This window comes from Rhizobium sp. BK181 (assembly GCF_014193305.1).
Lineage (GTDB): Bacteria > Pseudomonadota > Alphaproteobacteria > Rhizobiales > Rhizobiaceae > Rhizobium.
This window is the reverse complement of record NZ_JACHZA010000007.1, coordinates 53727-80486: the sequence shown is the minus strand read 5'-3', so window position 1 is coordinate 80486 and position 26760 is coordinate 53727. Positions and strand designations below refer to the sequence as shown.

Here is a 26760-nt window from a genome sequence, read left to right as displayed (position 1 = left end):
AAAATCAGGCCATTCGGTATCCGGTTTGTTTTTCGAGGCGACTGAAATGTAATGAAGCGTCGTCCGGCGCACGTTTGGATACAATCCAATACAAAATCGTCCGCTGCGGAGGTTCCTGCGATGTTGATATTATGTTGCATATGCATCATAACGGACACATCGAAATTGGCTTGGCGTCCACCCCATACAATAAGGAGCCTTGAGATGCTGAAACGCTCTATACCACTCTTTTACTCGGTCGCGCTCACCGCTACCGTCGGAGCCGGCGCTGCTTCCGCGGACAACCCCACCGAGATCGGTTACATTGACCTTACCCCCGATATCACGCTCCGCCGCGTGGTCGTGGCGGAAATCCACGCCGCGAATTAGGGCGCGCCACAAGCGGCCTCATGTCGGTTCGTCCTCCCTTGGAAGGTTTTCGGCTATGTCAATGATTGCTTCTGCACCATTGTTGCCAACAAGAGCGGTTGCTTGGCGCTGCGCCTCGCGCCAAGCGGGAGCCGCCTCGCTGAGAAGCTTCTTCCCGGCAGAGGAAATGACGACCGGACGGCTGCGGCCGCCCTCAGTCGGAAGCTCCTCGATCCAGCCTTCCTTGAGGAGCGGTGCGAGGCTGCGCGTCAACGTCGTCCGGTCTTGGAAATTTGCACGGCCGATTTCGGAGCGGCTGGCACCTCCCAGTTTTGCAATCATGATGAGCATGGAGAACTGGGATGCGGTCAGGCCATGGTTCCGCAGTTCCTGGTCATAGATGTTTGTTACCACCCTGGAGATGCGCCTGGCCCTGGTCATCAGGCATCCGGATACGACTTCGCCAACGATATACGACTCGGGATCAATTCGATCATCCATCGTTCAACCTCCACAAACTCGAGAGGTAACTTATGTAGTGTATACGCAACATATCTTCAACCTGAGCATGGATGCTGAACCCTCCAAGGCAGACAAAAATGACCTGGTCTCTTCCGGTTCGGAGGATCGTCGATGCCTTGGAGCCATCGGCCGCAAAAGATGCAGCCATTCGACCAAGAGTGAAAGGAAGAACTGAAATGAACGACACTGCAAAGAGTAAAACGGCCGTCGAAACGGACAGAGTGCGCGGCTTGCCAAGCCATTCGACCGTTGGCACAAACGATCTGGAAACCGCTTCTTCATTCTACGACAAACTGCTTTCCGTGTTCGGCATCGGGCGCGTTCTGGTCCAGCCTGGTCGTGCCGTCTATTACGGCCACAGGACCCTTGAGTTCGGCGTCATCAAGCCGTTTGACGGACAACCAGCGACTGTCGGCAACGGTGGCATGGTGGCTTTCGAGGCCCGTTCCCGCGCCCAGGTTGAGGAAGTCCACGCGGCAGCCTTGGCACTCGGTGGCCAAGACGAAGGTGCTCCCGGTCCGCGAGGCGAGAATGGCGCCGACCCTTACTGTGCCTATTTCCGTGATCCTGAGGGCAATAAGTTTCTCGTCTACCGCGCAGGACCGGACGAGCTCTGATTGCTGGCACGACGGGAGGCGTAGGAGTTACGCCTCCCAGCAAAAGCGCAGCACCGAAGTTGTTGTGCAACTCGTTTTCGTCGATAACTAATAAACGCCGGAGTAATTTGTCGTGGATCCTCTATCGCAAACGAATGGACCTCTGTTCGAGCCGCTTCCGCTGCCTTGCGGTTTGACACTGAACAATCGAATTGCGAAATCCGCGATGTCGGACTCCTTAGGAGACGGAACCGGCCATCCGACCGCTGCGCAGACGCGGCTATATCAACGCTGGGCCGAAGGCGGGTTGGCCGTCTCGATAATCGGCGAAGTGCAGCTCACCTCCGGCTACGCCGAGAACCCTGGCAACCTGGTACTTAACGAAGCGTCGGACCTTGAACGGTTCCGGAAACTTGCCCTTCATGGCAGCGAAAACGGCACAAGCTTGTGGCTACAGCTCGGCCACGCAGGAGCGCTTGCCTACGCACCGACCAGCAAACCCAAGGGCCCGACTGCTTTCGACCTGCCGGGACTGCGTTGCGTGGAAATAACATCCGAGGAAATAGGTCAACTGCCCTCACAATTTGCGACCACAGCCCGGTTGGCGCAGGAGGCTGGTTTTGGAGGTGTGCAAATTCACGCGGCACATGGGTTTTTGCTCAGTCAGTTTCTTTCGCCTCTGTTTAACAAGCGGACGGACGGGTACGGGGGCGCGATCGCCAGCCGTATGCGGCTCTTGCTGGAAGCCATCGATGCAACCCGCGCCGCTGTCGGACCGAGCTTCCCGATTGCCGTTAAGCTCAATTCTTCTGACGAACTGGAGGGAGGATTTGACGAGGAAGACGCGCTCAAGGTCGTGGCGGCGTTGGACCGAACCTCGATCGACCTGATCGACATCAGCGGTGGGACCTACTTTCCTGGAGCCAAGTCCGCTTCCGACAGGTCCGGGCGTGGACCCTATTTCCTCGAATTCGCAAAACGTGCGCGCGCTATGACGACGAAGCCTCTTATGCTGACAGGAGGCTTCAAGACGCGCGCGCAGGCCGAAGACGCCGTGGCGAGCGGTGCAGTTGATATGGTCGGTCTCGCGCGTGCTCTCGTCCTCGAACCTTCGCTGCCCAATCTCTGGAAAGAACAAAAGAAATCGGAGCCAGCCTTTCCACGGTTTTCGGATGCCCCGGAGGGTGGGGTTACAGCATGGTACACAATGCGGCTGGCTGAGATCGGCACCAACACGGAAACATCTGATTTCCTTGGCCTCGAACGGGCAATCCAGGCCTACAAAGCCCGCGACGAAGCGCGAACGGAACAGTGGTCGGCTCATTTCGAAAATGCAGCTAGAACAAGCTAACCCGACTACATCGGGCTCACGCCGCCCCATCACCGACCACCCGCTCTCGATGTGCCGCGGCTCCTGAGTACTGGCTAACGGCGCTCTATCGTCGCGGTAAGCGCCGTTGCCATCCGCTTCGCCTGGCGGGCAGGCTCCACCGAGCGAGTAATTTGGGCTACGGCCGTTGCTCCTTCCTGGAGAAGGTTGATTTCGTCCGCCACACGCCGAGGGTCGCGGAATCGCGCCGCGTGAGCGAGCTCCTCGAAGTATGCGAGTGACAGACGCTTGTGCATCTCCGCAGCTCGAAACACGGGATCGGCGATGTCCTTGTGTTCTCCCGCAGCAGCCATAAAGCCGCAACCTCTAAACTCTTTGTCCTTGAACCATTGTTCCAGAAAGTCGAACGTCGACAGAATTCGCTCGACGGGATCCTTTGCGCGCGTTTCCACGAACTCGCGCATCTCACGACGATCTGCTTCGTCGCGCCGCTCCAGTGCCGCGACGATCAGCTCCTCCTTTGTTTCGAAGTGCCGGTAAAGGGTGGTTTTAGCGACGCCGCTTTCCGAGACAATCAAGTCGATGCCAGTCGCGTGGTATCCATACTCATTGAAAAGCCGCAGAGCGGTCTCCAGCAAATGGTTCTTGATCTCCGACCGCCGCATTGCCCTACCTTTCACAACTAATCTGTATCGTTAAATAGTCGTTCGTGGAAGCCGACGCAATACCGTTGCCGCGTTCCAGGCGCCCGCCAGTCGCGGATTCGTGATTTGTTGCCGATACAAATCGGTAGTATTTATCTCAGAACGATACAGATTGGTATCGTTAAACTCGAGCGAGTCGAAAACTCGGCGCTATCATCAACTAATGGGAGAAGAAAATGACCGAAATCATTCAACACATCGGCATTCAGCCGAAATCGAAGCGCATCGAAAGCATCCAGCATTTAGCAGAGACTTACGGGCGTACGGCGACGACAGCGGGCCTTTATGTAGCGATCACTGTCATATACGCTTGGTTCGGCGGCATGAAATTCACCGCCTACGAGGCGCAAGGCCTTGTGGATCTGGTCAGCAACAACCCGCTGGTAAGCTGGATGTACTCAATCCTGAGTGTGCGAGGTTTTTCGAGCTTCCTCGGCGTACTCGAAATCAGCATTGGAGCACTTATAGCCGCGAGGCTTGTCAGCCCGGTTTACTCGCTGGTTGGAGGCGTGCTGTCATCTGGCCTGTTCGTCACCACTATCAGTTTCATGATTACAACCCCGGGCGTGGTCGTCCCGGAACTCGGGTTCCCCGCGATCTCGGTCGCGCCAGGCCAGTTCCTTCTCAAGGACGTCGGTCTTCTAGCACTGTCGCTCTGGATTGCGATGGATTCCCTTATCGCAATCCGGTTCAAGCGAACCTGACGAGCTTTGAATACCAGCCTTTGAAGCGAGCGCCCTTTTCGGGGCGTCGCCATTCAATAAACGTGAAATGCGCGCCATTGTGCCACCGCGATCTTCTTTACTGATGGTATGGAGGATTGGTGCCGTGAACGACTTGTCCCACGGCATTGGCGCGCTCTTTGAGACGTGGGCGATTTTCGGATTGATTGGAGCGCTGGGCTTCCTCCTCGGGTTCGCGATGAACCACGGATCGATCCGCACCTTCATCGCTGCGACCGAACTGGTGTCACAACGCAGCCCGCAAGACTTCTCGTTCTGGCCGAATGCGCCAAGATCGCCTACGTCGTCTCTCGACACACTGCCCACCATGCATTGCGGATGGCCTCCATTGGCTCGGGGCACTCCTCGCGCTCACGTTGGATCGACTACGAGCACGATCTTGCCTTTGGGTCGAGGGAGTTGCCCTTCAAGCATAAGATGGGCATCCCGTGCTTGCTCGAATGGAACTTTAACGCCGACGTTTACCTCGAGGGCGTTTTCGTCAATGAGGGTAGAGATCCGCCGGAGGCTCTCGGTGGAAACATCGACCAGAAAGAACCTCGCTGTCACACCATGTCGTTCCGCGAGAGCCTGGTCCGGCATGGACACGGCCGAAATCAACGCTCCGCTGCGTTTCAGCACATTGAACGACCGCGTTTGGGATTCTCCGCCCACAAAATCCATCACGGCATCTACATCGTGGACCTCCTCCTCGAAGCGTGTTGCCGTGTAGTCGATTACGCGCCCTGCTCCCAATGAGCGAACCCGCTCGATGTCCTCCGACGAAGCTGTGCAGATCGAGTTCAGTCCAGCGTGTTTGGCGAACTGGACGGCAAAGGCTCCGACGTTTCCCCCCGCCCCATGGATCAATACCGTCTGACCTTGCACCAGACCGGCTTGGTCGAACAACGCTTGCCACGCCGTAACAGCGATAACTGGCAGCGACGCTGCAGCCACGTGGGCGATCGATGCCGGCTTCTTGTCGAGCATGGAGGCTTTGGCAACTGCATATTGCGCATACCCGCCGCAGAAACGCTTGTTCGTCACGCCGTAGACCTGATCGCCGATTTGCAAGTGATCGACGCCGCGTCCGACGGCGACGATCGCCCCGGATATATCGGAGCCAAGAATGAGAGGGAGGGGCTGGGGAAGCGCACTGTTGCCAGAGCGAATCCATCCGTCCCATGGTCCGACGCCCGCAGCATGTACCCTCACGATCACCTCGTCCGTTTCGGGCGTAGACACCTCCACTTCTTCCAGCTTCATCACATCGGGCGTGCCGAATTCGTGAATGCACCATACTGCTCCCGAAAAGCGCTGCTGGCCATCTGACATCTGGGCTGTCCTCTCGTTGCGGGTCGCTATGCGTAAAGCGTCGACTTCCGACTGCGATCCTGACCTCACTTCTCGGCGGACGTCAGCGGCTCGTCGCCTGCTTCAACAATGAAAACGGCGAGAAGCGAGGCAGGCTCAGTCGTGCTCGCGTTCTCACTTACCTTGTGCTTCGATCCAGGTAGCTCGAAGAACTGCTCCCCCACCTTATAGACCTTCTCGTCTTCGTCATTGACCTTACTGCGGATAGAGCCAGACAGGACGCGTGCATAGATGAACGCCGACTTGGCATGAGTATGCGCGTCGGATTTGCCGCCGGGTCCGTAGTTGACGACCAGAGCGACGAGCTTTTTGCCAGGGCTATTGGGCAATTCGTGTTCGAAAACGGTGACGACTTCTTCAAGTTCGCCACCCGAGGCAACAAGCGGATGCGCGAATTGTGCGGCGACACATACTGCGACGATCGTGGAAATCCTGCGTAGAGACATTTTTTCCGCTCCTCCTTCGCTCATTGCTCGCCCGAGCGCGAGCAATTGAGCGTTGCCTTTGGCCAAGGCAACGTGCTGATGCACCACGAAGGACCCCGAAGGACTGTTCCGGCGATTCCGAATTGGAGGGCAAAGTTCAAGGGTGCGTCGGAAATGTAGCCTAACTTCGCAGCCCAGGCCATCGAAGTCACACCAAAATCGGGCGTTTCTCGCTCGCCATGCGCGTCCTGCCACTTTGGTCGGAACCGCTGGCCGGCAAGGACGGCTGATCAGGTGCTAGCGAGTCTGGCTTTCCACTTTCGCCCCAACTTGGAGATCAAATGTTTGAGTTCTGGTTCTTTCACCAGGATCGCCGCTTCTCTCGGATGCCGCCAAATCAGCTCTCGCTGGCCTCGCTCCGGAAACTGCAAGCGCTCCCGCCTAACCTCGAGCAGATAAACGCCGACGACCGAAGTTACAGGCTCGTTGCCCTTCAGATACTTCGAATACGTGTAATGACCAAATGTCTTTTTTCTGATCTTTCCCCTGACGCCAGCCTCTTGCCACGCCTCCCGCTCCGCAGCTTGGTACGGCTTTGTGCCGTCAACTGGCCATCCCTTGGGGATTGTCCATCGCTTTGTTTCACGGGTTGTGATGAGAAGGATCTCGATACCGCGGAGAGATTTCCGGTAGCAAAGCGCCCCAACCTGCTCCACCAAGTCGCCTTGGAAAACCCTGTGCGCATAAGGCGTCAGCTTTGAGAAATATCTATCCGGCTGTTCCATTGCACAAACATGGCGCGGAGGCCGATTCGCGACAAGGCCTCCGCGCAAAGCCGGAACAGCCGAATATCAGACCGTCAGGACAGAGAAAGATCGACCAACCTTAGGTCGGCAAAGGCTCCCCTGTTTGTTCCCGCACCATGTATTCCGCATACCAGCTTGGCCAGCCTTCGTCGTGTTGCCCGGTCAGTTTCTCGTGTTCGCCATGCGCCTCCGATGCCCGTCGCAGCGCGGCCTCGAGTTCGCCAGAGGAGACGAAGGTCGCCCCGCCCTTGTCTATGCGTCCCGGCAAGCGATTGGTGACCTCCTGTAACAACCAGCCGTTTCCGTCAGGATCACTGAACGAAGCGTAGGTCCGGTAGGTGCGGCGCTCCGGGTCACGACCGCGTACTCTCCGGCTCCCGAAAAGGTACGGCTCGTCGCTGCCCGTTTGCTCTTGTCCTGCATGAAACACTTCGCTGACCCGCACACCGCGTGCCACCAGTTCCTCGCGCGCCGCGGTGATGTCGGAGACTATCAGGTATAGGCCCCGCGCGGAGCCGGCGGCAGCCGATGTGACATTCTTGCCGAAGATGACCGAACATCCCGAACCGGGCGGCGTGAACTGGATCACGCGCCAGTCGTTACCAGCGGTGTAGTCGCCGTCTAGCCGCCAGCCAAGGCTGGCGTAAAAGCTCTTGGCCCGATCGACGTCGGCAACGGGGATTACGACCACTTCCAGCTTCATGTCGACGCCGCGCACCACGGTAGGCTGTGAAGTCTCGCTGCGAACCTCGGTATTACTCATGTGGAGTCTCCTTGGTTGGATGAGCTGCAAGAGCGCGTATGTCCCGACAGCTCTGGGGCGTTTTTGGGCGACACACCTACTTTACGCGGGCGGGTCGACCGTCACCTGAGGACACTTTCTCCTGAGAGAACCGATACCCCTCACCTCGCGCGAACGCAGTCGAGGGGCTTCCCCAACTGCTGCCGATAGTACACAGCAAATCGGCCGAGCTCGAAAAACCCGAAGTTCATCACGATCCCGGTTACGGCTGAGCCCGGTGGTGCCGCCAGAAGCTTCCGCCGTCCGGCGAACCAGGGCGTTCAACTTCGCACTCGACCTTGGTGCTCCGGTTTCTCTCCCAGACATGACCTGCGAATTCCGTGATCACGCCACATACCCCTGAAACATGGGCCGGGATTCTAGTCGGCGAGTTTCGTCAATACAACGATCCTGGAGTTGCGGATGGCTAGTGGCCTTTCGTCGGCGTTCGAAAAAGTGCCGTATCCGCCGGCGACAGCGGGATCATCAGACCTTTCCGATTCAAAGCTCGGACGAGCAATTGACCGATCTGTCTGGCGAGGAGAAGGCAACCTACGAACAGCTCGCGCTCTTCTATAAGCATGTCTACTACGCCTTCGGGCGGACATTTAGCGGTTTGGGAACAGCCGAAGCTCTTCACGGACAAGGTTCGGACAGGATTGTGAAGCCTGCGGAAAGCTAGCTGAAAATTCTCTGCGCGTAGTGGCCCATAGCCGCTGCGCGCAGAACAGGTCATGCCTTCACGGCGCGAGGTGCCTTCCGATTGGTAAGGTAGACCCCGGCAACCACTATTGCCGTGCCGACGATCAGTGGAGGGGTAAGAGGTTCTCCAAATGCGATGAAGGCCTGGACCGCCACCGTAGGCGGGCAGAGGTAGATCAGGGACGCAGCGCGCGAAACCTGGCCCCGGCGGATCAAATAGAGAAGCAAGGCAATGCCGCCCACCGATATTCCGAACACCGACCAGGCAAGAGCAAGATAGGTCTCTACGGCACCGTCGAACCGAAACGTCTCGAAGGTGAGCGCAAAGGGAACGGTAAGGGCCAATGCCCCCAGATATTGCAACGTCGCGATGGCGGTCAGGTCACCATTTTGAAGGTGCTTCTTCTGGTAGATTGTCCCGTAGGTGACAGAGAACATCGCAGCCAGGTTGACGGCGAGGGGAATGCCAGCATGAAGGAGATCGGACGCGCCGGGTTGCATGAGCTTTGGCGAGATGGCCACAGCGATGCCAATGAAGCCGAGCGCCAGACCCGCCGTTTGTGACGACCGTAACCGTTCGCCGACGAGGAAGCTGGCTGCCATGGCCGTCAGGAGCGGCTGCATTGCGGCTATGATGCCGGAGATGCCGGCAGGAACGCCGTGCGCCACCGCCCACCAGACGCCCCCGAGGTAGCAGCCGTGTAGGAAAACGCCGGAATAGACTGCCTGCCACGCCAACGCGCCACTGGGCCATTTGGTCCTGATGGCGACGCAGATGGCGAAGAAGGCGACCGCCGAAAGCGCATAGCGGATCGTGAGAAATGTGAAGGGCTCGGAGTGAAGCGCCGCGTACTTGGCGATGATCCAGCCAGTCGACCAAAGCAATACAAAAATGGCCGGCGCGAAACGGTCAAGGGTCATAAATATCTCTAATGTTCGAGAAACGTTGGTGGTCATAAATCTTTGGATTTTCGGCGTCTAAAGCCGATTTTTGACGCTCACTTCAGCGCGGTTGATGAGTATGCTTTTGTGCATCGAGCAATGCGGCAGCGGCCGTGTACCCACCGCTCATCCCGTCCAGGAAGTGCAAATGGGCGCCCCGAGCACCGGTCGGCACGAGGCAGGTCATCAGCGCGTGAGACTGACGATGCAGTCCGAAATAGACCTCGCCTCGTCCTTTTGCCGAGGTCAGGAGCGCTTCGATCTCCTCGATCTGCTCTGGCGTACAGTCCAGGGTCAGGCGAAGGACATCGTCATACCTCCTGTAGTCCGAGTTCAGAACGACGTCCGCCCATCCCTTTCCGCCAAGGTAGTCAGCGACGTCGTCGGTGATCACGACATCGTCGGGAACGGGGCGCGATGAGCCATCCCTCGCACCGAGCGCAGTGAGCAATTGCCTTGTCAGCACGGTGAAGGCTTCCTGCCGCGTATGATCCTGCGGCTCAACAAGAAGGGAGAGGATATCTCCACGCTGACTTGGGATGGGTGCCCACTCGCAAGTCAATCCTTTCAGATCGGGGGTTGTGTATTCCTTGCATGGCAGGAGCGCGTGATTTCCAGCCTTGATTTCGCTGTCAGCCCAGTTCAGCCCACCGCCCGCAAACATGGTATACGTGGCTGTTTCCGACGCGGCGAATTGCGCGACCTTCACGTCACTTCCAGCCGCTCGTATGTCCTTGACTTCCACCAAGCCGATTCTGAGGTCGAGCCGCAGTTGATCGCGCGCATAGCCCGCGACGCGGCGCAGGACGCCGATCGCGGTGTCTCTTGCACCAGGGTCGAAGGCAAATGCTGCACCGTCGCCGCGAAACACGAATGGAAAGTCGAAGTTGCCGAAAGCATTGCCCAACGCCGCAATCGCCGACGCACCGGCGAAATTCACATCCTTATAGTGCCCTCGGGCAATAGCCGAGGTTGAATCGACGACGTCGGTGATTCCGATCAGCCAGTCATCGGGTAAGGGCGTGTAGCTTGTCGTGTCCAGCAGTTCGGCGAAATCACGGCTGGCTTCGGGTCGTCGGAATGCCTTGTCCATTGAATCCTCCTACATCAAAGGTTTGCCCACCTGGCCCACCAGAGCGGCAGACCAGGCAGGTTTCCGTTCAGATAAGGGTCGTCACGACATCGACATTGCCGTGTGTTGCCTTCGAGTACGGGCAGATGTTGTGGGCGTCATCCAGCAGCTCGTTTGCCACTGCGGGGTCGATGCCAGGAACGCTTACGTTGAGGCGAGCACTAAGGAAGTACGAACCTTCCTCCAGATTCAGGTCAATCTCGGCGTCAACCGCGACTCCGGCCGGAAGCTTGATGTGCTTCAGCGACGCCGCATACTCGATAGCGCCCATGTAGCAGGCGGACCAGGCGGCACCGAACAGGTTTTCGGCTGCCGGATGTGGCTGCTTCATCTTGATGTCCAGATGGCCATCGCTGCTGCGTGCGCCGCCGTCGCGACCGTTTGTGTTGTGGGTCTTACCGGTGAAAAGAACCTTGTGTGTCATGGCGAAACTCCTCTGTGTTGGGTGAGTGTCTGCACCGTTGTGCTGCCAACAGAGGTACTGCCGCACGACCGAAATCGCACGTTAGGCGTTGTTAGACGTTGATTGATGCGGCACTCCAACAAACAAGGATTAACAACGCCTAACGTGAGCGTCGGACCTCCTCGGCGTAGCTTTTAGGGCAGCACAAGGGTGCAGACTCTCAATCGCCATTTCTCGAGGAGAGAGACCATGACCACCACCAGAACCGAAGTTATCGACGTGAACCGACGCCGGCTTTTAGGCGCCGCCGCAACCGGCGCCGCCGCACTCGGCATCGCAACCCTGTTCCCCGACCGCTCTATTGCAGCGAGCGATCCCGAAGCGATCCGCCCGTTCCGGGTCAACGTTCCAGAAGCTGATCTTGATGACCTACGTTATCGGCTGGCCCATACCCGCTTGCCGGAGAAAGAAACGGTGAGCGACTTCTCGCAAGGGGTGCCGCTGAAGACCATCAAGCAGGTCTTGCGGCACTGGAAGACCGAGTATGACTGGCGCAAGGTCGAAGCCCGGATCAATGCCGTGCCGAACTTCATCACGGAGATCGATGGCCTGGATATCCACTTCATCCACGTTCGTTCGAAGCACGAAAACGCACTGCCGCTGATCGTGACGCACGGCTGGCCGGGCTCGATCGTCGAGCAGCTGAAGATCATTGGCCCTCTGACCGACCCGACTGCCTATGGAGGTGATGCCTCCGACGCGTTCCACGTCGTCATCCCGTCCATGCCAGGCTATGGCTTTTCCGGAAAGCCCGACGCCACCGGCTGGGGACCGGAGCGCATTGCGGCCGCATGGACTACCCTGATGCGTCGGTTGGGATACAAGAACTTCGTTGCCCAGGGCGGCGACTGGGGTGCGGTGGTCACCGACATGATCGGCGTACAAGCCCCACCCGAACTGCTCGGCATCCACACCAACATGCCCGGAGCAATTCCCGTGGAAATCAACAGCGCATCCTTTGACGGCGCTCCTGCTCCGGAGGGCTTGTCCGACGAAGAGCGGAGCACGTACGACCAGCTCGTCTTCTTCTACAAGCACGTGTACTACGCCTTCCTGATGGGAACGCGACCGCAGACGCTGACTGGATTGGCCGACTCTCCGATCGCCCTTGCGACATACATGCTCGACCACGATGCCCGGAGCCTTGAACTGATCGCGCGCTCCTTTGACGGCCAGAAAGAAGGTCTGAGCCCCGACGACGTACTCGACAACGTCACGCTGTTCTGGCTGACCAACACAGGTGTGTCGGCCGCTCGTCTCTACTGGGAAAACAAGCTCGCCTTCTTTGCGCCCAAGGGCGTCAAGGTACCTGTCGCGGTGAGTGTCTTCCCGGATGAGCTTTATCAGACGCCGCGCAAGTGGGCCGAGGCCGCCTACCCCAACCTCATCCACTACAACAAGGTGGCAAAGGGCGGCCATTTCGCGGCCTGGGAACAGCCCAAGCTCTTTGTCGATGAAGTGCGGACCGGGTTCCGCAGCTTGCGGAAATCTGGCTGACCACTTCAGGCGCGTGCACTGCGCGCGCCTCCCTCCTTCCCCGGGGTACGATCATGCAACATGTGCATACTGCCAGGACAGAGACGATTGGCAGCCGAGAGAACGGCTTCGCCCGCAGCTCGGACGGTGCTCTCGATATCAGACTTTCAAATCCTGCCGGCAATCGGCTCGGTACGAACCCGGAGCAGCTTGTCGCGATCGCCTGGTCGGCGAGTTTCGCAAGTTCGCTGAAACATGTCGCCGACCTTAGGCGGATCAAGCTCCACGCAGATGTCCGGATATACGCCAATGTGGAGTTATCCTCGGACGACCAGGGATACGTCGTCGGCGTCCGCCTGGACATTTACCTGCCAGGGCTGGATCGCGAGAGTGCATCGCTTTTGATTGAGGCGGCTCGGCATGAGTGCCCATACTGCCGGGCAACACACGGCAACATCCATGCCTTTTACAATCTCGTCTGAGTGAGTACTCGAAGTGCGCAAACCGAATGTTGAGCCGCCATGGCTCCGAAGAAGGCGTTGGAGTATAACGAGGGCGGTGGAGGTGGTCAGGGGGAATGCCATGACGCGGGCTGGTGGCGATGCAGCAGGTGACCTGTCCTTCGGCCCCTTTTGTTTGAATGTCGGTCAGCGGCTGCTTGCGAAGGAAGGCGTTCCGATCGAGCTTGGCGCACGCGCCCTGGACCTTTTGATCGCGCTGGTATCCGCTCCGAACACCCTCTTGAGCAAAAGCGATTTGATGTCCCGGATTTGGCCGGACGTTATCGTTGAAGAGGGTAATCTGCGCTTCCACATGACCGGCCTGCGCAAAGCCCTTGGCGATGGGCAGGATGGTGCTCGCTACATCACCACGATCCCCGGCCGCGGCTACTGCTTCGTCGCGCCCATCACAGGCGCGGCCCACGTGCTGGTGACTGATGATGGCGCGGCGAAATTCAGGCATGCCAATCTCCCCAACCGCTTGGAACGCATGGTCGGGCGCGAGGGTGATATCCTTGACCTCTCAGAGAGACTGTCGAGGTTTCCCGTCGTTTCCATCGTGGGGAGTGGAGGCGTCGGCAAGACCACCGTCGCGATTGCATTGGCCAATCATTTGGCGACGACGTTCGATGGAGCCGCGGTACTCGCCGATTTCGGAACGCTAAGCGATCCATCACTCGTTTCGCCCGCCCTCGCGTCCATGCTTGGAATACCCGTCGGCTCCGATGACGTGCGCCCCAGCCTGCTCGCCTATCTCCGTGACAAGCGAATCCTTCTTGTGTTCGATACCTGCGAGCACGTTGTCGATACCGTGGCAGACCTTGCAGCTAGCATAATCGACGCCGCGCCGCAGGTCCGCATCGTGGTCACGAGCCGCGAAGCTCTCAGGATCGAAGGCGAAAGCATCTACAAACTCGACACCCTTGCCTGCGCACCGGACGATCCGGAAATTACAGCCGAAACCATTCTCTCCTATCCGGCTACCCAATTGTTTGTTGAACGAACTGCCGCAAGCGGCGCCGCGTTGACCATAACTGACGAGGACGCGCATATCATTGCAGCGATCTGCCGTAAGCTCGACGGTATGGCACTTGCGCTGGAACTGGCCGCGCGACGGGTCGAGGCCTATGGCCTTTCCCAGACGGCTGCCCTACTCGATCAGCATCTTGCCCTCGCATGGGTGGGATCACGCAATGCGCCGCCTCGTCAGAAGACCCTGCAGGCGACACTCGACTGGAGCTACGGGCTGCTGCCGGAATTGGATCGCACCGTTCTTCGGAGACTGGCGATCTTCGTTGGCGATTTCACGCTTGATGCCGCCTGGGAAGTGATCGCGACACCTCCCCTTGATCGACCTGCGCTCTTTGGTGCCGTCGATAGTCTTGTTGCCAAGTCCCTGCTGAGCGCGAATTCCTTCGGCGCGATGATGCGCTATCGATTGCTCGATACCACGCGAGCCTACGCGCTCCATGGGCAGACCGAAGATGATCGCGCGGAACTGGCTGCAAGCCACGCCTCATACTACCGACGTTGGCTTGAGCAGTTTGGCCCCGATTGGCCAACGCTCTCCAGCGGACCCGAGCGACTGCCCTATTTCCTTGGAATCAACAACGTCCGGGCTGCCTTGGAATGGGCGTTCGGGAACAACGGCAACATCGACGTCGGCATCGGTCTGGCCGCTGCGGCAGTTCCTGTATTTCAGGCGATGTCGCTCTTTCCGGAATGCCAGCGCTGGTCCGAGCGCGCTCTTTCTGCAATGGACGATCACCATCGGGGAAGCCGTGAGGAGATGCATCTTCAGGCCGGCCGCGGCATCTCCCGCATGTATCTTCACGGCGGCCGTGACACGCTCCCCGCCCTCACCAGGAGCCTCGAGATAGCAGAGGGACGAGGAGACGCGGTCGATCAGCTAAAGGTTCTCGGCCCATTGAACATGTTTCATCTCCGGACGGGAGATTTCAAATCGGCGCTCCAGTGCGCCTTTCGGTGTTCTTCCGTCGCTGAGGCAACCGGAGAGGCGTCCGCGATTTCGCTTGGGCACTTCTTCTTCGGCAATTCATTGCACTTCAGCGGCGAACTTAGCCGCGCCAGGGTCGAACTGGAGGCCGCGTTATCGAGCGACCCGCTCCCGGGCCGCGCGCCGGGAAGCTATGTCGGTTTCCAGGGTCGCGGGCTGGCAGGCGGAATACTCGCGAGAAACCTTTGGCTGCAAGGCCTTCCTGACCAAGCTGAATTCAGGGCACGGCAAACGATCAAGGAAGCGGCTGAAGCGGACCATTCATTGACGCTTTGCATCGCGCTGCTCGGTGGCATCGCGGTTTTTCTTTGGCGCGGCGACCTAGAGAGTGCGCAGCAGCACATTGATTGGCTCATATCCCGTGCGGGGCTGCACTCCCTGTCGCCATACGTATCGGTGGCGAGAGGCTTTGAGGGAGAAATCGCCATCCGGCGGGGCGACCCCAGCGCAGGCGTCAGCAACATACGGCGATGCATCGAAAGACTGCATGGGTCGACCTATGAGGTGTTCACCACCATGCTGGAACTGTCACTGATAAAAGGGCTGGCGGTGTTGGGCGAAGTCGACGAAGGCTTGGAGAGGGTAGAGAAAGCCATCCAATCGGTCGAAACCAACGGAGACTTCTGCTACAGCCCTGAGCTCCTACGAATAAAGGGGAACCTTTTGCGATCGATTTCTCCTTCGGAGGAGGCGCACAGATGCATTAGAGCGGCCATCGACACAAGTCAAAAGATGGGCGCACGCGGGTGGGAATTGCGCGCCTCCTGCGATCTCGCCGCTCTTGAAACGGAATACGGGAAAAAAGAGGAAGCCGCGGCAATACTTCAACCAATCGTTGATGGCTTCGACGAGGGCCAGAACACCGAGGATCTGAAGGCAGCTGAGAATATAATGATGCGTACCGAATGCTAATGACGGACCATACCAATTCCTCCGTGGCCTCACCGCAAGGACTGCGCCGGTCCACACTTACAGGCCCTATGGCTCCACAATCGTGAGGCGGGCGAGCCCCTCGACGAACCGACAGTGGTTTCATCAATCAACTCGCGAGCGGAACGGTGCGCGGCGGCGTGCCCATCATTCAAAAATGCTGATGGTATCCATAAACTCTATTCGTTTGATTGATGGGAGCAGAACACCCATATTCCATACATCAAACAAGCGTCATCCGACGATGAAAGGAAACGGAAATGACGACGATTACCTTCAGGCACACCAAGACGCCTTCAACCGAAGCCCATTTGCATATTGCCGACTACGCCCGTAAGCTGGTTCATGCATGGCACCAGTGGCAGGCTGCTCGCGAGATCGAATCCATGTCTTTCGATATGCGGAAGGACATTGGTTGGCCGTCGGCGGATGGCGCGGATGAGCGCAAGGTTATGTAATGAATCCGACATTCCTCCCCGTGTGAAAGCGGCGCCTTGCTTTCGAGCAGCGCCGCTTTCTCCGTTTTTAGGGCCACCCAATTAAATCTTGAATTTCATACACATATTTTTGCTGAAGCCGGCTTTTGTGAACTTTTGAAGACTGCAATCGTCATTTGATCATCGTCAATTTCAGCAATGTCGCAAATTTGCTCTTTGCGGCCGCATTTATCCATGAGAATGTCGCTTTCAGGATATCGAAACGACGTATTCCAAGCAACGAATAGTGCATTCGCACCTCCAGCACGGATTTGTCTCATGAACAAGATGTCGCATAAGCAACGCTCTCTCGTCTTCTTCATGGTTCCGCAGTTTACGATGCTGCCGTTCTCGGCGGCAATCGATACGCTGCGCATCGCCAACCGCATGCTCGGCTACCAGGCCTACACGTGGCGACTGACCTCGGTTGACGGCCAGAAGGTCTATTCTTCCTGCGGCATCGGCGTCGAGGCAAACACGTCGCTTTCTGACGAGCGCCGCAACCTCGGTGGCGAGCATCGCCCGAGCATGGTGCTGGTCTGTTCCGGCATCGACGTCGAGGACTTCAACAACAAGTCCGTCAGTGCCTGGTTGCGCGAATCCTACAATCGCGGCGTCGCCGTCGGCAGCCTCTGTACGGGCGCACATATCCTCGCGCAGGCGGGCCTGCTGAATGGCAAGCGCTGTGCGATCCACTGGGAAAACCTGCCGGGTTTTTCGGAAGCCTTTCCGCAGGCCGAGGTCTATGCCGATCTCTATGAGGTCGACAGCAATCTTTACACCTGTGCCGGCGGCACCGCGTCGCTCGACATGATGCTGAACCTGATCGGCCAGGACTTCGGCGAAACACTTGTCAACCGGGTCTGCGAGCAGCACCTGACCGACCGCGTACGCAGCCCGAACGATCGCCAGCGGCTGCCGCTCCGCGCGCGCCTCGGCGTCCAGAATGCCAAGGTTCTTTCGATCATCGAATTGATGGAGGGCAATCTCTCGGAGCCGCTATCGCTGCTTGAGATCGCGGATGGCGTCGACCTGTCACGCCGCCAGATCGAACGGTTATTCCGCCAGGAAATGGGGCGTTCTCCCGCCCGCTACTATCTGGAAATACGGCTAGATCGCGCCCGCCATCTGCTGGTACAGTCCTCTATGCCGGTCGTCGAAGTCGCCGTCGCCTGCGGCTTCGTCTCGGCCTCGCACTTCTCCAAGTGTTATCGCGAACTCTACCACCGTTCGCCGCAGCAGGAGCGCGCAGAGCGCAAGATGACGATGGCAACGGCGCGCCAAGCCATCGCAGCCTAAATAACGCCGGGGCGGCTATTGAGCCGCCTCCTCCGTCATCCGCGCGTCGGAATAGACCTGATCGCGCCCTTTGTGCTTGGCCATATACAGAAACTGGTCGGCGGCATTGAGATAGTTGTCGAAGGTTTCGTAGTCGGAAACTTCGGCAACGCCGATCGACACGGTGACGGAAAGTTCTTCGTCGTCCGCCATCACCTTCAGGCGCGAGATATCCGACCGGATCTCGTCGCACAATTTGCTCGCGGCGCTCGAATCCATCATCGGAAACAGGATCGCAAACTCCTCGCCGCCAAGGCGGGAAAGCAGGTTGTCGCTCCCCTCAAAGATCGTCGCCAGTCGATCTGCGACCGCCTTCAGCACTTCGTCTCCGATCTCATGTCCGTAGGTGTCATTCAGCCGCTTGAAATGATCGATGTCGAGGATCGCGACGGCGGCCGCAGCCTTGTGACGCAGGCAATCATTCACCAGCTTCGGTCCGAGGTCATAGAAATAGCGTCTGTTATATAGACCTGTGAGATAGTCGCAGGCCGCGGCTGCCCGAAGCTGCTTCAACTGTGCCAAGGTCTCAACGTTGTTGGCGATACGACACTGCAGTTCTTCGGCCACGAACGGCCTGTAGAGAAAGTCCGATGCGCCCGCCTTCAGGAAGCTCGCAGAAAGCATGCGGTCGCTCGAGGATGAAACACCGATGATCCGCAACCTGTCTGAGCCGTAGTGCCGACGTATCCGCCGGGTCAACTCGTAACCGCTCATATCGGGCATATGGTGATCGGTGATGACGACCTCGACGTCGTCGTAGGCCTCCAGCGCGGCGAAAGCCTCGAGCCCGGAAGCCGCTTCGATAACCATGTATTGCTGCGCTTCCAGCAATCCGACAAGGATCTGGCGCGCAGAAGCCACATCATCGACCACGAGGATCCGTGTCTTCCTGTTCGACAATACACGTCTCGCGCTGGCGACCACGTTGTCGAGCGCGAACTCGTTGTCCTTCAGTACATAGTCGACAACACGGCGCTCCATGATGCGGTTGCGCGTATCAAGATCGAAGGTGGCGGTGAAGACGATGGTTGGCACACCTGCCTCGATGGTGCAGTCGAGCGCCTCGCCATAAGGCGCATCCGGCAGATTGAGGTCGACGATCGCCATCATATAGTCGTTCGGCGACTGGGCGATGGTCTCGTTCAGTATCCTTAGAGAGGAGCACGGTTTGACGTTCAAACCAAGTTCCGCATGAAGCCGATGGCACAAGACCGCGGAAAACATCCGGGAATCCTCAACCAGAAGTACCCACTGGCCACCAAAGCGTGGCCCGGATCCATCCCGATGGAGATCCTCCCGGAAAGCCATTCACCCTTATCCCCCAGAAAGTCGCCGCGGTTCGAATCGACCATCTTTTCGACTTTTGTGAAGATAACTCACAGAAACACGCGTGAGAAGATATCGAGACTTGGCAACACTTGAAATTGCAAAAATCTCAATCTCAGAAGGGTGAGCGGGCCTCCGCCTAACATCGCCGGGCGGAGGCCGTGTGTCAGGCAACGGCCCGTTCCTTACGCATCGACTGGATCTGCAACAGTGTGTCAAGGTTCTGGTTGACGCGGCAGTAGAACTCTTCGTCGATGAACGGCCGCAGCATGAAGTCATTGCCGCCCGCCTTGAGGAACCGTGCGGACAGCAACCGGTTCGACGATGACGATACGCCGATGATGCGCAACTCATGCGAACCAATGCTGGCGCGGATGCGCCGGGTGAGCTCGAACCCATCAATGTCGGGCATGTTGTAATCGGTGATCATCAAGCCGATGTCGCGGTTTGTCTTGAGGATCTCGAGCGCCTTGGCGCCGCTATCAGCCGTGCTCACACGGAAATTGTAGCGCTTGAGGCGGCTCGACAGCAGAGCGCGAGCCGTCGGGCTGTCATCGACAATCAGGACGTGGTGACGGTGATTGGTAAGGAAACGGCAGATCGATTCTGCAAGCAGATCAACGGCGAAGACATTGTCCTTGAGAATGTAATCGACGATGTCCTTAGCCATCAGCTTGTCGCGCATACCCTCCTGGAAGGTGCCGGTGAAGACGATGGTCGGGATGCTGAGATCGATCAGGTATTCCAGCGCCTCGCCATTTTCGGCGCCCGGCAGATTGATGTTGGAAATGGCAAGCGTGATCGGGTCCGTGGATTTGTCATAGGACAGTTGCAGCTCTTCGAAACTCCGGCAGATTTCCACGTCGATATCGAAGAGCTCTTTCAGCCGTTTGCCGATCATCGACGTAAATACGTTGGAATCCTCCGCCAGAATAATGCGCGCATCAGCAAACATGCCTCCGGAATATTGCATTCCCGAAATACCCAAAAACGCCATTTCCAAACCTTTTGATGAAACTCCTGTCCCCGGCTGAAATCGGTACAACACCCGGTTTGAATAAGTATTAATCGGCCATCGCCACTGACCAACAAAAAGGCGACCACAAGGGCCGCCTTGGCATTCTTCAAAACATGCTTAAAAGACTATGCGCGCAGCCGCATTGTCAGGATCGAACTGGCTCTCGCCGACAAGGGTGGCGTTGTACGTCGTTCCGAGAATCTTGATCCTCAGCCTTGTGCCTTCCTTGGCATAGTCGGGCCGCAGCATCGCCAAGGCCAGCGATCGATTGGTACTTGTGGACCTGGCCGACATGCAAATAGGCAAGCCGCAAGAGGCCTTTGGCCGAAAATCCGTGAACAGAAATGGCAGTCAGAGTGTCGCGTCATTCACTTTACGACGGCCGAACCCTTGATGATGTCGATCGTTTCACCGCCGCTGAGACCAATCCGATCGCCATCAGGCGCAGTGATGAAGCAGCCCGCCGGGCAGAACGTTTGCGACGCGCCGGGATCGAGCACAAGCTGCATCTTGTTGCCGCCCTCGGTAAGGACGATCACAACAGCGGCGCTGTCGGTGTTGGTGATGGAAGCTGCGTAAGTTTGGCCTGCGGCCATGAGTGACAGAAACAGTACGACGGCAAATTTTGCCATGCTGTGCGGCGCGGATGAAGCGCCCTCCCTTGGAGCGTCTCGGCGCTGCTGCCCCCAGCAACGAAAACCCGATTGCCGACGTTATATAGCGACCGCTCTGAACGATCGCTGAACAACGCCTTTACCCCTTGAGATTGCCATCTGCCGATTTGCCGCGCAACCGGCGCACCGTACCGGCTTCTTCGTCCACTTCACTCGCCTCGGAGGCGTCTTCGATCTTCGCTGGTGGTTTGCCGGCAGCAGTTGCCGTTCCGACGTGGTCCGCCTGACGATGGAACACGACATCGCTCTGCGGGAGGGGAATTTCGACGCCCTCCTCCCGGAACCTCTTGAGGATCGCGATACGCAGATCATTCCTGACCTTCAGGCCGTCACCCATGTCCGCAAGCATGAAACGAAGCTCGAAGTCCAGCGAATACGGCCCGAACCGGAGGAACTCCACGTGCGGCTCAGGATTGCGGAGCACCACGGGTACGGCGTTGACGAGTTCCAACAGAATATCCATCACCTTCTGCGGGTCGGACTCGTAGCTTACCGAAACCGGAATTTCGGACCGCCCCATCTTGTTGCGGTGCGTCCAGTTGCCGACTGATGCGTTGATCAATTCGGAATTCGGCACGATGATCGACTGCTTGCGGAACGTCTCGATCTCGGTCGCGCGCACGGAAATCCGCTTCACGATGCCTTCGGCGGTGCCGGAGACTACGTGGTCGCCCACCTTGAACGGCCGCTCGACAAGCAGGATCAGGCCGGACACGAAGTTGGACACGATGTTCTGGAGGCCGAAACCGATACCGACCGAAAGCGCGGAGGCAACGAGCGCGAAGCTGGAGAGGTCAATGCCCGCTGCTGAAACGCCGACGATCGCCGCAAGGCCGACACCGAGATAACCGATGCCTGTCTTGACCGAATTACGAACGCCGAGGTCGACATGGCTGCGCGCCATGACGTTGCCGTCAAGCCAGCGCTGGATCCAACGGGTCAGCAAGTAACCGCCGGCAAAGAGCAGGATACCAGTCATGATGCCGACCAGCGAAATACTGATACCGCCCAGCCGGACCTCCGTAAGAAGGCGATAGGCGATGAGCTGGAGGTCCTGGATATGGAAGCCCCACAGCAGCAGCACCAGCGGAATGCCAACCATCAGCGCAATCGCCGAGATACACATCCCGACCAACAATCCCGCTTGATCGATGGCGACCGGGCCCAGTTTGAAACGTCGCTGAAGGAAGCGGCCAAACGACGTCTCGCCGAAGGTCTCGCTGCGAGAAATGGCCTTCCCCGACAACAGACCGATATAGGTCGTGACGATGATCGCGCCAGTGATGATCAACTGGGTGGCAACGAAGCGGGCAAGGCCGACGTAGCCGGTCAAAGCTGTTATGATCAACCCTGCACCAAGCACACGCAGGATGATCGCCATGCCGCGCGGCCAATGCCGTCCCGGCGCGTCCGGATCACCGTTTCGCGCCAGCATTGGACGACCGAAAGAGGCTGCGATCAGGATGAGGCCGATGATCAGGGCCGCGATCAGACTCTTGACGACGGTCAGGACGAGCGGAGATCCGAGCTCCTCGCTGATGCTGCCGAGGAGATAATCGAGCGCGTTGACGACGGCCATCGCAAGCAGGCAAGCGCCAATCGAGCTCGCGCCGCGGTTGGAAAGCTTGACAAGGCGCCAATGCGGCTCCTTGGGCGCGAACACTGCATTGGTGAAGCGCCTGACGAAATAGATCAGCCCTATCGACCCGAAGAGAGCGCCGATGATGGGCGCGATATCAGGCCTCAAAACGTTGAAACTGTTGAGGAAGAAGTAGGACGTGACCAGCAGGGCGGCGAGCGCGAGCGTCCTGATGAGCGTCGACCAGAAAGCAATGGAGAGACGGTTTATGTAGGAAGGTTGCTCGTCCGTCTCCTTGCGCTGCAGGTAGCGGCCGAAGACTCGATAGCCGCCGGATAGAAGCACAAGGGCTGTCGCCAGGGACATGAAGATGGCGGCAAAGAAGGCGAAAGCCTTGAACTTCAAGACGAAGCCGAGCCAGCTGCTCAGGGCTTGGATGAACTCCGAGCCTTCCTGAACGAAGGCTCGTCCCGCATCGTCGAGGACAGAAAACGAAATGTCCGTGCGCCGTAGCAGAGTAGCGGCGAAGAGCTGACGGCGGGTCTCGGCAATGCGGTTGCCAAGCTTGCCAATGGCGGCAGAAAGGGTTTCGGCATCGCCGGTGACGGCGTTGATCTGCGCGCGCTCCGAGGTCAAGGCGTTACGCTCGGTCGTGACGATCTCAGCCTCTGCCGGTTGACCTTCTTTCGGCGGATCGCCCAGTTCGGCGAGACGGTTCTTGATCTGGTCGAGCCGTGGCCTCAGGCCGACGGAAACGTTGAGGACCGTCCGTCCGAGTTCATCGGTCTTTCCGGCAAAAGCCACCAGCGCGTCGTCATCGTCGCTCTTCTGTTTGACACCGTCCTCCAGCGAGGCGAGATCCTGCTTTGCCTTCTCGATCGCCTTTGCGGCCTGCTCGACTGGGCTGTCGACGACAGACGGCTGCTCAGTCGCTTGCGTCGGCTGCGCGGCCTGCGGTGCAGCCGTCTGGGCGCCCGCAAGGTTCGCGCCGACTACCGCCAGCGTTGCGACAAGGAGAATGCGAAGCAAGAATTGTGTCGGCCGCAAAATGTCCCCGCTCGGGTTTGCTGGATCAAATTGAAATCCAGCTTTTCATAAGAAAGAAAGGCGACAGAAAGGCGACGCGATCAGAAGCCCGCGCCCGGCTGCGCCAGATACTCCAGTTCTGCCGCACTCGACTGCCGCCCGACGATGGCGTTCCGGTGCGGAAACCGCCCGTAGGCTGCAATCACGTCCCGGTGGCGAAGCGCATAGTCGATATATTCCTCATCGCCAAGCGCCCTGAACAACGCGACCGCGCGCTCCTGTTCTTCCAGATCTTCACAATGCTCGAAAGGCATGTAGAAGAACGTCCTGCACTCCGGGCTGACCTGCATATCGGCGCCAACTTCCAGTGCTAGCTTTGCCTCGCGCAGTGCAAGCCCGTCGGTCGCGAAGGAGAGCGGTGTCGCACGATAAATATTGCGCGGAAACTGGTCGAGTACGATGACGGCGGCAAGCCTGCTGTTTGGCGTCGCACGCCATTCCTCGGTCACGCCACGAGAGAGTGCGAGATGGGTGTCGCGGAAACGGTGGCGGATATCCCGATCAAGCTCCGTTGTCGTGGCGAACCATTGGTCTCGCCCGCACTCCTCGAACCAGAAGTCGAAGACCTCCTGAGGCGTACAGACATATCCGAGCTCCATATTTCCTCCCGACGAACACCGACCGATTGCAAGGCACAAGCTATTTCGTGCCGATCTTGTGACCCGACACTTCGGCGCCGGCATCCGGCGCCAGTTGCAAGAAGCGCAGAGACGATATGATGCCGATCGCACCGACGACAAGAAACGCCCAGCGAAAATCGACCAGCCCCGGCCCCTCGACACCGCGCAAAGAGACGGAGACGTTGAGCGCCGCTGCCGCGATCGCGACGCCAAGCAGCATGGCAACCTGCTGCAACATGCTCGACAGCGTGGACGCCGAACTGCGTTGCGCGGGATTGATATCGGCAAAGGCTAGAGTATTCAGCGCCGTAAATTCCATCGACCGCGAGAGGCCGGCAATCATCAGCAATGCATAGATGATGAGGCGTGGTGTCGCCGGAACGAGAAAGCCGCAGGCCGCAATCGACAGAGCGGCAATCAAGCCATTGCCGAAGAGCACCGTGCGAAACCCAAGCTTCGCGAGCAGCGGCGTCGTTACGGCTTTCATGCCGAGATTTCCGAGAAAGTAGACCAGCAAGTAGGCGCCAGCCTCGATTGAACTCAATCCAAAGCCGAGCTGGAAGAGCAGCGGCAGGAGAAACGGCGTCGCATTGATCGCGACGCGGCTTGCCGTCCCGGCTGAAAGCGTCGCTATCGCATAGGTCTGTACCTTGAAAGCGGAGAGCTCCAGGAGCGGATTGGTAACCCGTAGGAAGTGTCGTGTCGCCATGACCGACAGCACGATGCCCGCCGCGAGCATCAAAAGGATCGGAAGCACGCCGCCATCCCATTTCACGGAGAGTTCCAGCGCTGCGAGCAGAAAGGTCAGCCCGCCTGCGCTGAGGATAAACCCCAGCACATCCAGCCGGCCGGCATCCTCTTCGCGTTGCTCCGGCACGAAACGAAGAACCAGCGCCATGCCGAGAACGCCGATCGGCAGGTTGATGAGGAAATTCCAGTGCCAGCTGGCATATGTCGTGATGAAGCTGCCGAGCAGCGGCCCGATAACCGGAGCTGTCAGCGCCGGCCAGGTAATGAGCGCGATCGCCTGAACGAGCTCCGACTTTCGAGCATTCTTCAGGACGATGATCCGTCCGACCGGCGTCATTAACGCGCTGCCCGCGCCTTGGACGGCACGCGCGACGACGAACTCGCCCAGGCCATCGGACAGCCCGCAGAACAGCGAGGCAATGGTGAAGACGGCAATCGACGCCAGGAAGATGCGCCTTGCGCCGTATCGGTCCCCAAGCCATCCCGAAAGCGGAATGAAGGCCGCCATCGTCAGCATGTAGACCGTAATGCCAATACTCATCGATACCGGCTGAACGCCGAAACTCGCAGCCATTTGCGGCAGTGACGTCGTGACGATCGTGCCATCGAGAATCTGCATGAAAAACGAAACGGCGACGACCAGCGCAACGATCTTCGCCTTGCGGATACTCTCCACATCGTCCTTCTCTGTCGTCTGCATAGTTGTCATGGATCTGCCGATGTGGAACCTGAACATCCGGACGGAGCGCGGGAGGCGGCGTCCGACACGTGCCGAACGGCACTTCTGCTAGATAGGCCGATCGGCGCAGCACGGAAAGAGAAAATCCTGAAATCTCAAAGGATTTTGCTCTCCAGAGTCCATCCGAGCACGCCGCAAGCAACACGCTGCGCGCGAAATTTCGAAACAGAAACAATTTGACAGCTATTGCTTCTGCAGCCACCGTAGCGGAACAACGGGGGCAGCCTGGCGCCGTATCTTCACCCGATTGGGGCACAAGTCGATGAACGAAACGCTGCTTGTTCTCAACACCGGCTCGTCGAGCCTGAAGTTCCAGATCTTCGAGGAACGGGATCTAACCGTGCTGATGAGCGGCAAGGTCACCGGCATCGGCGACACGCCCGAAATGCGGGCCAAACTGCCCAACGGGCGGGAGACGAAAACCTCCTTGCCCGCGGACACCGATCACAACACAGCCCTAAGCGCCGTGATGAACCTTATCCGCGACCATGATCATGCCTGGCGGACGGCCGCAGTTGTTCATCGCGTCGTTCACGGTGGGCAGGATTTCGCAGAACCCGTTATCGTCACCCCGGCGGTGATGCGGCGTCTAGAAGCACTCATCCCGTTGGCGCCGCTTCACCAACCACACAATCTCGCCGGCATCACCGCTTCGGCGCGATTGGGGAGCGGCGCGCCGGATATTGCCTGCTTCGACACCGCCTTTCACGCGGGACACGACAAATTGGCAAGTAGCTTCGCGCTGCCACAGGATATGCGCGACAAGGGCATTCGCCGCTACGGCTTCCACGGGCTTTCGTATGAATGGATCTCGCAGGTGCTGGCTAGAGACCATCCGGATCTGCATGCGGGTCGAGTTGTCATCGGACACCTCGGCAACGGCGCCAGCCTCTGTGCGCTAAAGGCAGGCGTCAGCGTCGATACGACAATGAGCATGACCGCGCTCGACGGCATTCCGATGGGGACACGAAGCGGGTCAATGGACCCCGGCGCCATCCTCTATATGCTTCACGACCTGGATCTTGGCGTCGAAACCGTCCAGGACATCCTCTATGAACGCTCCGGCCTGAAAGGATTGTCCGGCCTCACCAACGACGTCGAGGCGCTGCTTCAAAGCAAGGATCCGCAGGCGACGTTCGCACTCGAATACTTTGCGCTGAAAGCTGCCCAATACGCAGCAATGATGGCCGTCTCCATGGGCGGAATCGACGCGGTCGTCTTCACGGGTGGGATTGGCGAGCACGCCGCTTCCGTTCGCGAAGCGATCCTTGCAAGGCTGCGCTTCCTCGGTGATTTCAAGGTACTGGTGATCCCGACGAACGAGGAACGCGTGATGGCGACGCACGCGAAAAAGCTGCTCCGCTCCGCAACCTGAGGACGTCAG

Annotated in this window: 27 protein-coding genes; 11 read left to right on the top strand and 16 right to left on the bottom strand. The window is 58.5% G+C overall.

Annotated features, from left to right (window positions below):
• The first annotated feature begins 204 nt into the window (after positions 1–204).
• Positions 205–369, top strand: a complete 165-nt coding sequence (locus FHT77_RS17805) for a hypothetical protein (protein WP_183756267.1) — start codon at positions 205–207, stop codon at positions 367–369.
• A gap of 18 nt (positions 370–387) precedes the next feature.
• On the opposite strand, the gene FHT77_RS17800 is transcribed toward FHT77_RS17805, so the two are convergent.
• A complete protein-coding gene (locus tag FHT77_RS17800; protein WP_183756266.1) occupies positions 388–849 on the bottom strand; it encodes a MarR family winged helix-turn-helix transcriptional regulator in 462 nt (153 codons plus the stop codon).
• Between the two features lie 197 nt (positions 850–1046).
• Here FHT77_RS17800 and FHT77_RS17795 point away from each other — a divergent pair, with 197 nt between their 5' ends.
• Together FHT77_RS17795 and FHT77_RS17790 are read left to right on the top strand one after the other, a co-directional pair.
• Positions 1047–1487: a VOC family protein gene (locus FHT77_RS17795; protein ID WP_183756265.1), complete on the top strand. Its 441-nt coding sequence runs from the start codon at positions 1047–1049 to the stop codon at positions 1485–1487.
• 112 nt (positions 1488–1599) lie between these two features.
• The gene (locus FHT77_RS17790) at positions 1600–2817 is read left to right on the top strand and encodes an NADH:flavin oxidoreductase/NADH oxidase family protein (RefSeq protein ID WP_183756264.1); all 1218 of its coding nucleotides are present in this window, start codon (positions 1600–1602) and stop codon (positions 2815–2817) included.
• 74 nt (positions 2818–2891) lie between these two features.
• On the opposite strand, the gene FHT77_RS17785 is transcribed toward FHT77_RS17790, so the two are convergent.
• The gene (locus FHT77_RS17785) at positions 2892–3461 is read right to left on the bottom strand and encodes a TetR/AcrR family transcriptional regulator (protein WP_183756263.1); all 570 of its coding nucleotides are present in this window, start codon (positions 3459–3461) and stop codon (positions 2892–2894) included.
• A gap of 215 nt (positions 3462–3676) precedes the next feature.
• Here FHT77_RS17785 and FHT77_RS17780 point away from each other — a divergent pair, with 215 nt between their 5' ends.
• Positions 3677–4204, top strand: a complete 528-nt coding sequence (locus FHT77_RS17780; protein WP_183756262.1) for a YkgB family protein — start codon at positions 3677–3679, stop codon at positions 4202–4204.
• Between the two features lie 390 nt (positions 4205–4594).
• On the opposite strand, the gene FHT77_RS17775 is transcribed toward FHT77_RS17780, so the two are convergent.
• From FHT77_RS17775 to FHT77_RS17760, 4 genes are all read right to left on the bottom strand, one after another.
• Positions 4595–5557 carry an NADP-dependent oxidoreductase gene (locus FHT77_RS17775; RefSeq protein WP_210280949.1) on the bottom strand — a complete coding sequence of 321 codons (963 nt, stop codon included), beginning with the start codon at positions 5555–5557 and terminating at the stop codon, positions 4595–4597.
• A gap of 65 nt (positions 5558–5622) precedes the next feature.
• Positions 5623–6042 carry a cupin domain-containing protein gene (locus FHT77_RS17770; RefSeq protein WP_183756260.1) on the bottom strand — a complete coding sequence of 140 codons (420 nt, stop codon included), beginning with the start codon at positions 6040–6042 and terminating at the stop codon, positions 5623–5625.
• A 269-nt stretch (positions 6043–6311) separates the two neighbouring features.
• Entirely contained in the window at positions 6312–6806 is a 495-nt protein-coding gene (locus FHT77_RS17765) for an NUDIX hydrolase (protein WP_183756259.1), read from the bottom strand.
• A gap of 100 nt (positions 6807–6906) precedes the next feature.
• A complete protein-coding gene (locus FHT77_RS17760) occupies positions 6907–7590 on the bottom strand; it encodes a VOC family protein (RefSeq protein ID WP_183756258.1) in 684 nt (227 codons plus the stop codon).
• Between the two features lie 538 nt (positions 7591–8128).
• Between FHT77_RS17760 and FHT77_RS17755 the strand changes: the two genes are divergently transcribed.
• A complete protein-coding gene (locus tag FHT77_RS17755; protein WP_183756257.1) occupies positions 8129–8290 on the top strand; it encodes a hypothetical protein in 162 nt (53 codons plus the stop codon).
• Between the two features lie 50 nt (positions 8291–8340).
• Here the strand turns inward: FHT77_RS17755 and FHT77_RS17750 are convergent, their stop codons facing one another.
• From FHT77_RS17750 to FHT77_RS17740, 3 genes are all read right to left on the bottom strand, one after another.
• Positions 8341–9231, bottom strand: coding sequence for a DMT family transporter (locus tag FHT77_RS17750; protein WP_183756256.1), 891 nt, complete (start codon positions 9229–9231; stop codon positions 8341–8343).
• A gap of 82 nt (positions 9232–9313) precedes the next feature.
• Positions 9314–10345 (bottom strand): DUF3095 family protein, encoded by a 1032-nt coding sequence (locus FHT77_RS17745; RefSeq protein WP_183756255.1) that lies wholly within the window; start codon positions 10343–10345, stop codon positions 9314–9316.
• Between the two features lie 67 nt (positions 10346–10412).
• A complete protein-coding gene (locus FHT77_RS17740) occupies positions 10413–10808 on the bottom strand; it encodes an Ohr family peroxiredoxin (RefSeq protein ID WP_183756254.1) in 396 nt (131 codons plus the stop codon).
• Between the two features lie 228 nt (positions 10809–11036).
• Here FHT77_RS17740 and FHT77_RS17735 point away from each other — a divergent pair, with 228 nt between their 5' ends.
• The 5 genes from FHT77_RS17735 (at position 11037) to FHT77_RS17715 (ending at position 17545) form a co-directional block, all read left to right on the top strand.
• Positions 11037–12344: an epoxide hydrolase family protein gene (locus tag FHT77_RS17735; RefSeq protein WP_183756253.1), complete on the top strand. Its 1308-nt coding sequence runs from the start codon at positions 11037–11039 to the stop codon at positions 12342–12344.
• 53 nt (positions 12345–12397) lie between these two features.
• On the top strand, positions 12398–12805 hold the full coding sequence (locus tag FHT77_RS17730) for an Ohr family peroxiredoxin (RefSeq protein WP_183756252.1): 408 nt from the start codon (positions 12398–12400) through the stop codon (positions 12803–12805).
• A 100-nt stretch (positions 12806–12905) separates the two neighbouring features.
• A complete protein-coding gene (locus tag FHT77_RS17725; RefSeq protein ID WP_183756251.1) occupies positions 12906–15752 on the top strand; it encodes a winged helix-turn-helix domain-containing protein in 2847 nt (948 codons plus the stop codon).
• A gap of 278 nt (positions 15753–16030) precedes the next feature.
• A complete protein-coding gene (locus tag FHT77_RS17720) occupies positions 16031–16228 on the top strand; it encodes a hypothetical protein (protein WP_183756250.1) in 198 nt (65 codons plus the stop codon).
• Positions 16229–16525: 297 nt separating this feature from the next.
• Entirely contained in the window at positions 16526–17545 is a 1020-nt protein-coding gene (locus tag FHT77_RS17715) for a GlxA family transcriptional regulator (protein ID WP_183756249.1), read from the top strand.
• Between the two features lie 15 nt (positions 17546–17560).
• Here the strand turns inward: FHT77_RS17715 and FHT77_RS17710 are convergent, their stop codons facing one another.
• From FHT77_RS17710 to FHT77_RS17680, 7 genes are all read right to left on the bottom strand, one after another.
• Positions 17561–18892, bottom strand: coding sequence for a diguanylate cyclase (locus tag FHT77_RS17710; protein ID WP_183756248.1), 1332 nt, complete (start codon positions 18890–18892; stop codon positions 17561–17563).
• A gap of 184 nt (positions 18893–19076) precedes the next feature.
• Positions 19077–19907 carry a response regulator gene (locus FHT77_RS17705; protein WP_183756247.1) on the bottom strand — a complete coding sequence of 277 codons (831 nt, stop codon included), beginning with the start codon at positions 19905–19907 and terminating at the stop codon, positions 19077–19079.
• A 138-nt stretch (positions 19908–20045) separates the two neighbouring features.
• On the bottom strand, positions 20046–20222 hold the full coding sequence (locus FHT77_RS17700) for a glycine cleavage T C-terminal barrel domain-containing protein (RefSeq protein WP_405049275.1): 177 nt from the start codon (positions 20220–20222) through the stop codon (positions 20046–20048).
• Positions 20223–20296: 74 nt separating this feature from the next.
• Positions 20297–20560 (bottom strand): hypothetical protein, encoded by a 264-nt coding sequence (locus FHT77_RS17695; protein ID WP_183756246.1) that lies wholly within the window; start codon positions 20558–20560, stop codon positions 20297–20299.
• A gap of 121 nt (positions 20561–20681) precedes the next feature.
• Complete coding sequence (locus FHT77_RS17690) at positions 20682–23228, bottom strand: mechanosensitive ion channel family protein (protein WP_183756245.1); 2547 nt, start codon at positions 23226–23228, stop codon at positions 20682–20684.
• 80 nt (positions 23229–23308) lie between these two features.
• Positions 23309–23866, bottom strand: coding sequence for a DUF924 family protein (locus tag FHT77_RS17685; RefSeq protein WP_183756244.1), 558 nt, complete (start codon positions 23864–23866; stop codon positions 23309–23311).
• A gap of 40 nt (positions 23867–23906) precedes the next feature.
• On the bottom strand, positions 23907–25346 hold the full coding sequence (locus tag FHT77_RS17680; RefSeq protein WP_183756243.1) for an MFS transporter: 1440 nt from the start codon (positions 25344–25346) through the stop codon (positions 23907–23909).
• A gap of 292 nt (positions 25347–25638) precedes the next feature.
• Between FHT77_RS17680 and FHT77_RS17675 the strand changes: the two genes are divergently transcribed.
• The gene (locus FHT77_RS17675) at positions 25639–26751 is read left to right on the top strand and encodes an acetate/propionate family kinase (protein ID WP_183756242.1); all 1113 of its coding nucleotides are present in this window, start codon (positions 25639–25641) and stop codon (positions 26749–26751) included.
• Positions 26752–26760 lie beyond the last annotated feature (9 nt).

Bases quoted from the DNA above. Each gene is read 5' to 3' on its own strand.
- FHT77_RS17765 (WP_183756259.1), bottom strand. From the start codon at position 6,806: ATGGAACAGCCGGATAGATATTTCTCAAAGCTGACGCCTTATGCGCAC.
- FHT77_RS17780 (WP_183756262.1), top strand. From the start codon at position 3,677: ATGACCGAAATCATTCAACACATCGGCATTCAGCCGAAATCGAAGCGC.
- FHT77_RS17800 (WP_183756266.1), bottom strand. From the start codon at position 849: ATGGATGATCGAATTGATCCCGAGTCGTATATCGTTGGCGAAGTCGTA.
- FHT77_RS17740 (WP_183756254.1), bottom strand. From the start codon at position 10,808: ATGACACACAAGGTTCTTTTCACCGGTAAGACCCACAACACAAACGGT.
- FHT77_RS17685 (WP_183756244.1), bottom strand. From the start codon at position 23,866: ATGGAGCTCGGATATGTCTGTACGCCTCAGGAGGTCTTCGACTTCTGG.
- FHT77_RS17695 (WP_183756246.1), bottom strand. From the start codon at position 20,560: ATGGCAAAATTTGCCGTCGTACTGTTTCTGTCACTCATGGCCGCAGGC.
- FHT77_RS17715 (WP_183756249.1), top strand. From the start codon at position 16,526: ATGAACAAGATGTCGCATAAGCAACGCTCTCTCGTCTTCTTCATGGTT.
- FHT77_RS17710 (WP_183756248.1), bottom strand. From the start codon at position 18,892: ATGGCTTTCCGGGAGGATCTCCATCGGGATGGATCCGGGCCACGCTTT.
- FHT77_RS17750 (WP_183756256.1), bottom strand. From the start codon at position 9,231: ATGACCCTTGACCGTTTCGCGCCGGCCATTTTTGTATTGCTTTGGTCG.
- FHT77_RS17795 (WP_183756265.1), top strand. From the start codon at position 1,047: ATGAACGACACTGCAAAGAGTAAAACGGCCGTCGAAACGGACAGAGTG.
- FHT77_RS17735 (WP_183756253.1), top strand. From the start codon at position 11,037: ATGACCACCACCAGAACCGAAGTTATCGACGTGAACCGACGCCGGCTT.
- FHT77_RS17705 (WP_183756247.1), bottom strand. From the start codon at position 19,907: ATGGCGTTTTTGGGTATTTCGGGAATGCAATATTCCGGAGGCATGTTT.
- FHT77_RS17680 (WP_183756243.1), bottom strand. From the start codon at position 25,346: ATGACAACTATGCAGACGACAGAGAAGGACGATGTGGAGAGTATCCGC.
- FHT77_RS17700 (WP_405049275.1), bottom strand. From the start codon at position 20,222: ATGTCGGCCAGGTCCACAAGTACCAATCGATCGCTGGCCTTGGCGATG.
- FHT77_RS17725 (WP_183756251.1), top strand. From the start codon at position 12,906: ATGACGCGGGCTGGTGGCGATGCAGCAGGTGACCTGTCCTTCGGCCCC.
- FHT77_RS17785 (WP_183756263.1), bottom strand. From the start codon at position 3,461: ATGCGGCGGTCGGAGATCAAGAACCATTTGCTGGAGACCGCTCTGCGG.
- FHT77_RS17770 (WP_183756260.1), bottom strand. From the start codon at position 6,042: ATGTCTCTACGCAGGATTTCCACGATCGTCGCAGTATGTGTCGCCGCA.
- FHT77_RS17775 (WP_210280949.1), bottom strand. From the start codon at position 5,557: ATGTCAGATGGCCAGCAGCGCTTTTCGGGAGCAGTATGGTGCATTCAC.
- FHT77_RS17675 (WP_183756242.1), top strand. From the start codon at position 25,639: ATGAACGAAACGCTGCTTGTTCTCAACACCGGCTCGTCGAGCCTGAAG.
- FHT77_RS17745 (WP_183756255.1), bottom strand. From the start codon at position 10,345: ATGGACAAGGCATTCCGACGACCCGAAGCCAGCCGTGATTTCGCCGAA.
- FHT77_RS17760 (WP_183756258.1), bottom strand. From the start codon at position 7,590: ATGAGTAATACCGAGGTTCGCAGCGAGACTTCACAGCCTACCGTGGTG.
- FHT77_RS17805 (WP_183756267.1), top strand. From the start codon at position 205: ATGCTGAAACGCTCTATACCACTCTTTTACTCGGTCGCGCTCACCGCT.
- FHT77_RS17720 (WP_183756250.1), top strand. From the start codon at position 16,031: ATGACGACGATTACCTTCAGGCACACCAAGACGCCTTCAACCGAAGCC.
- FHT77_RS17730 (WP_183756252.1), top strand. From the start codon at position 12,398: ATGCAACATGTGCATACTGCCAGGACAGAGACGATTGGCAGCCGAGAG.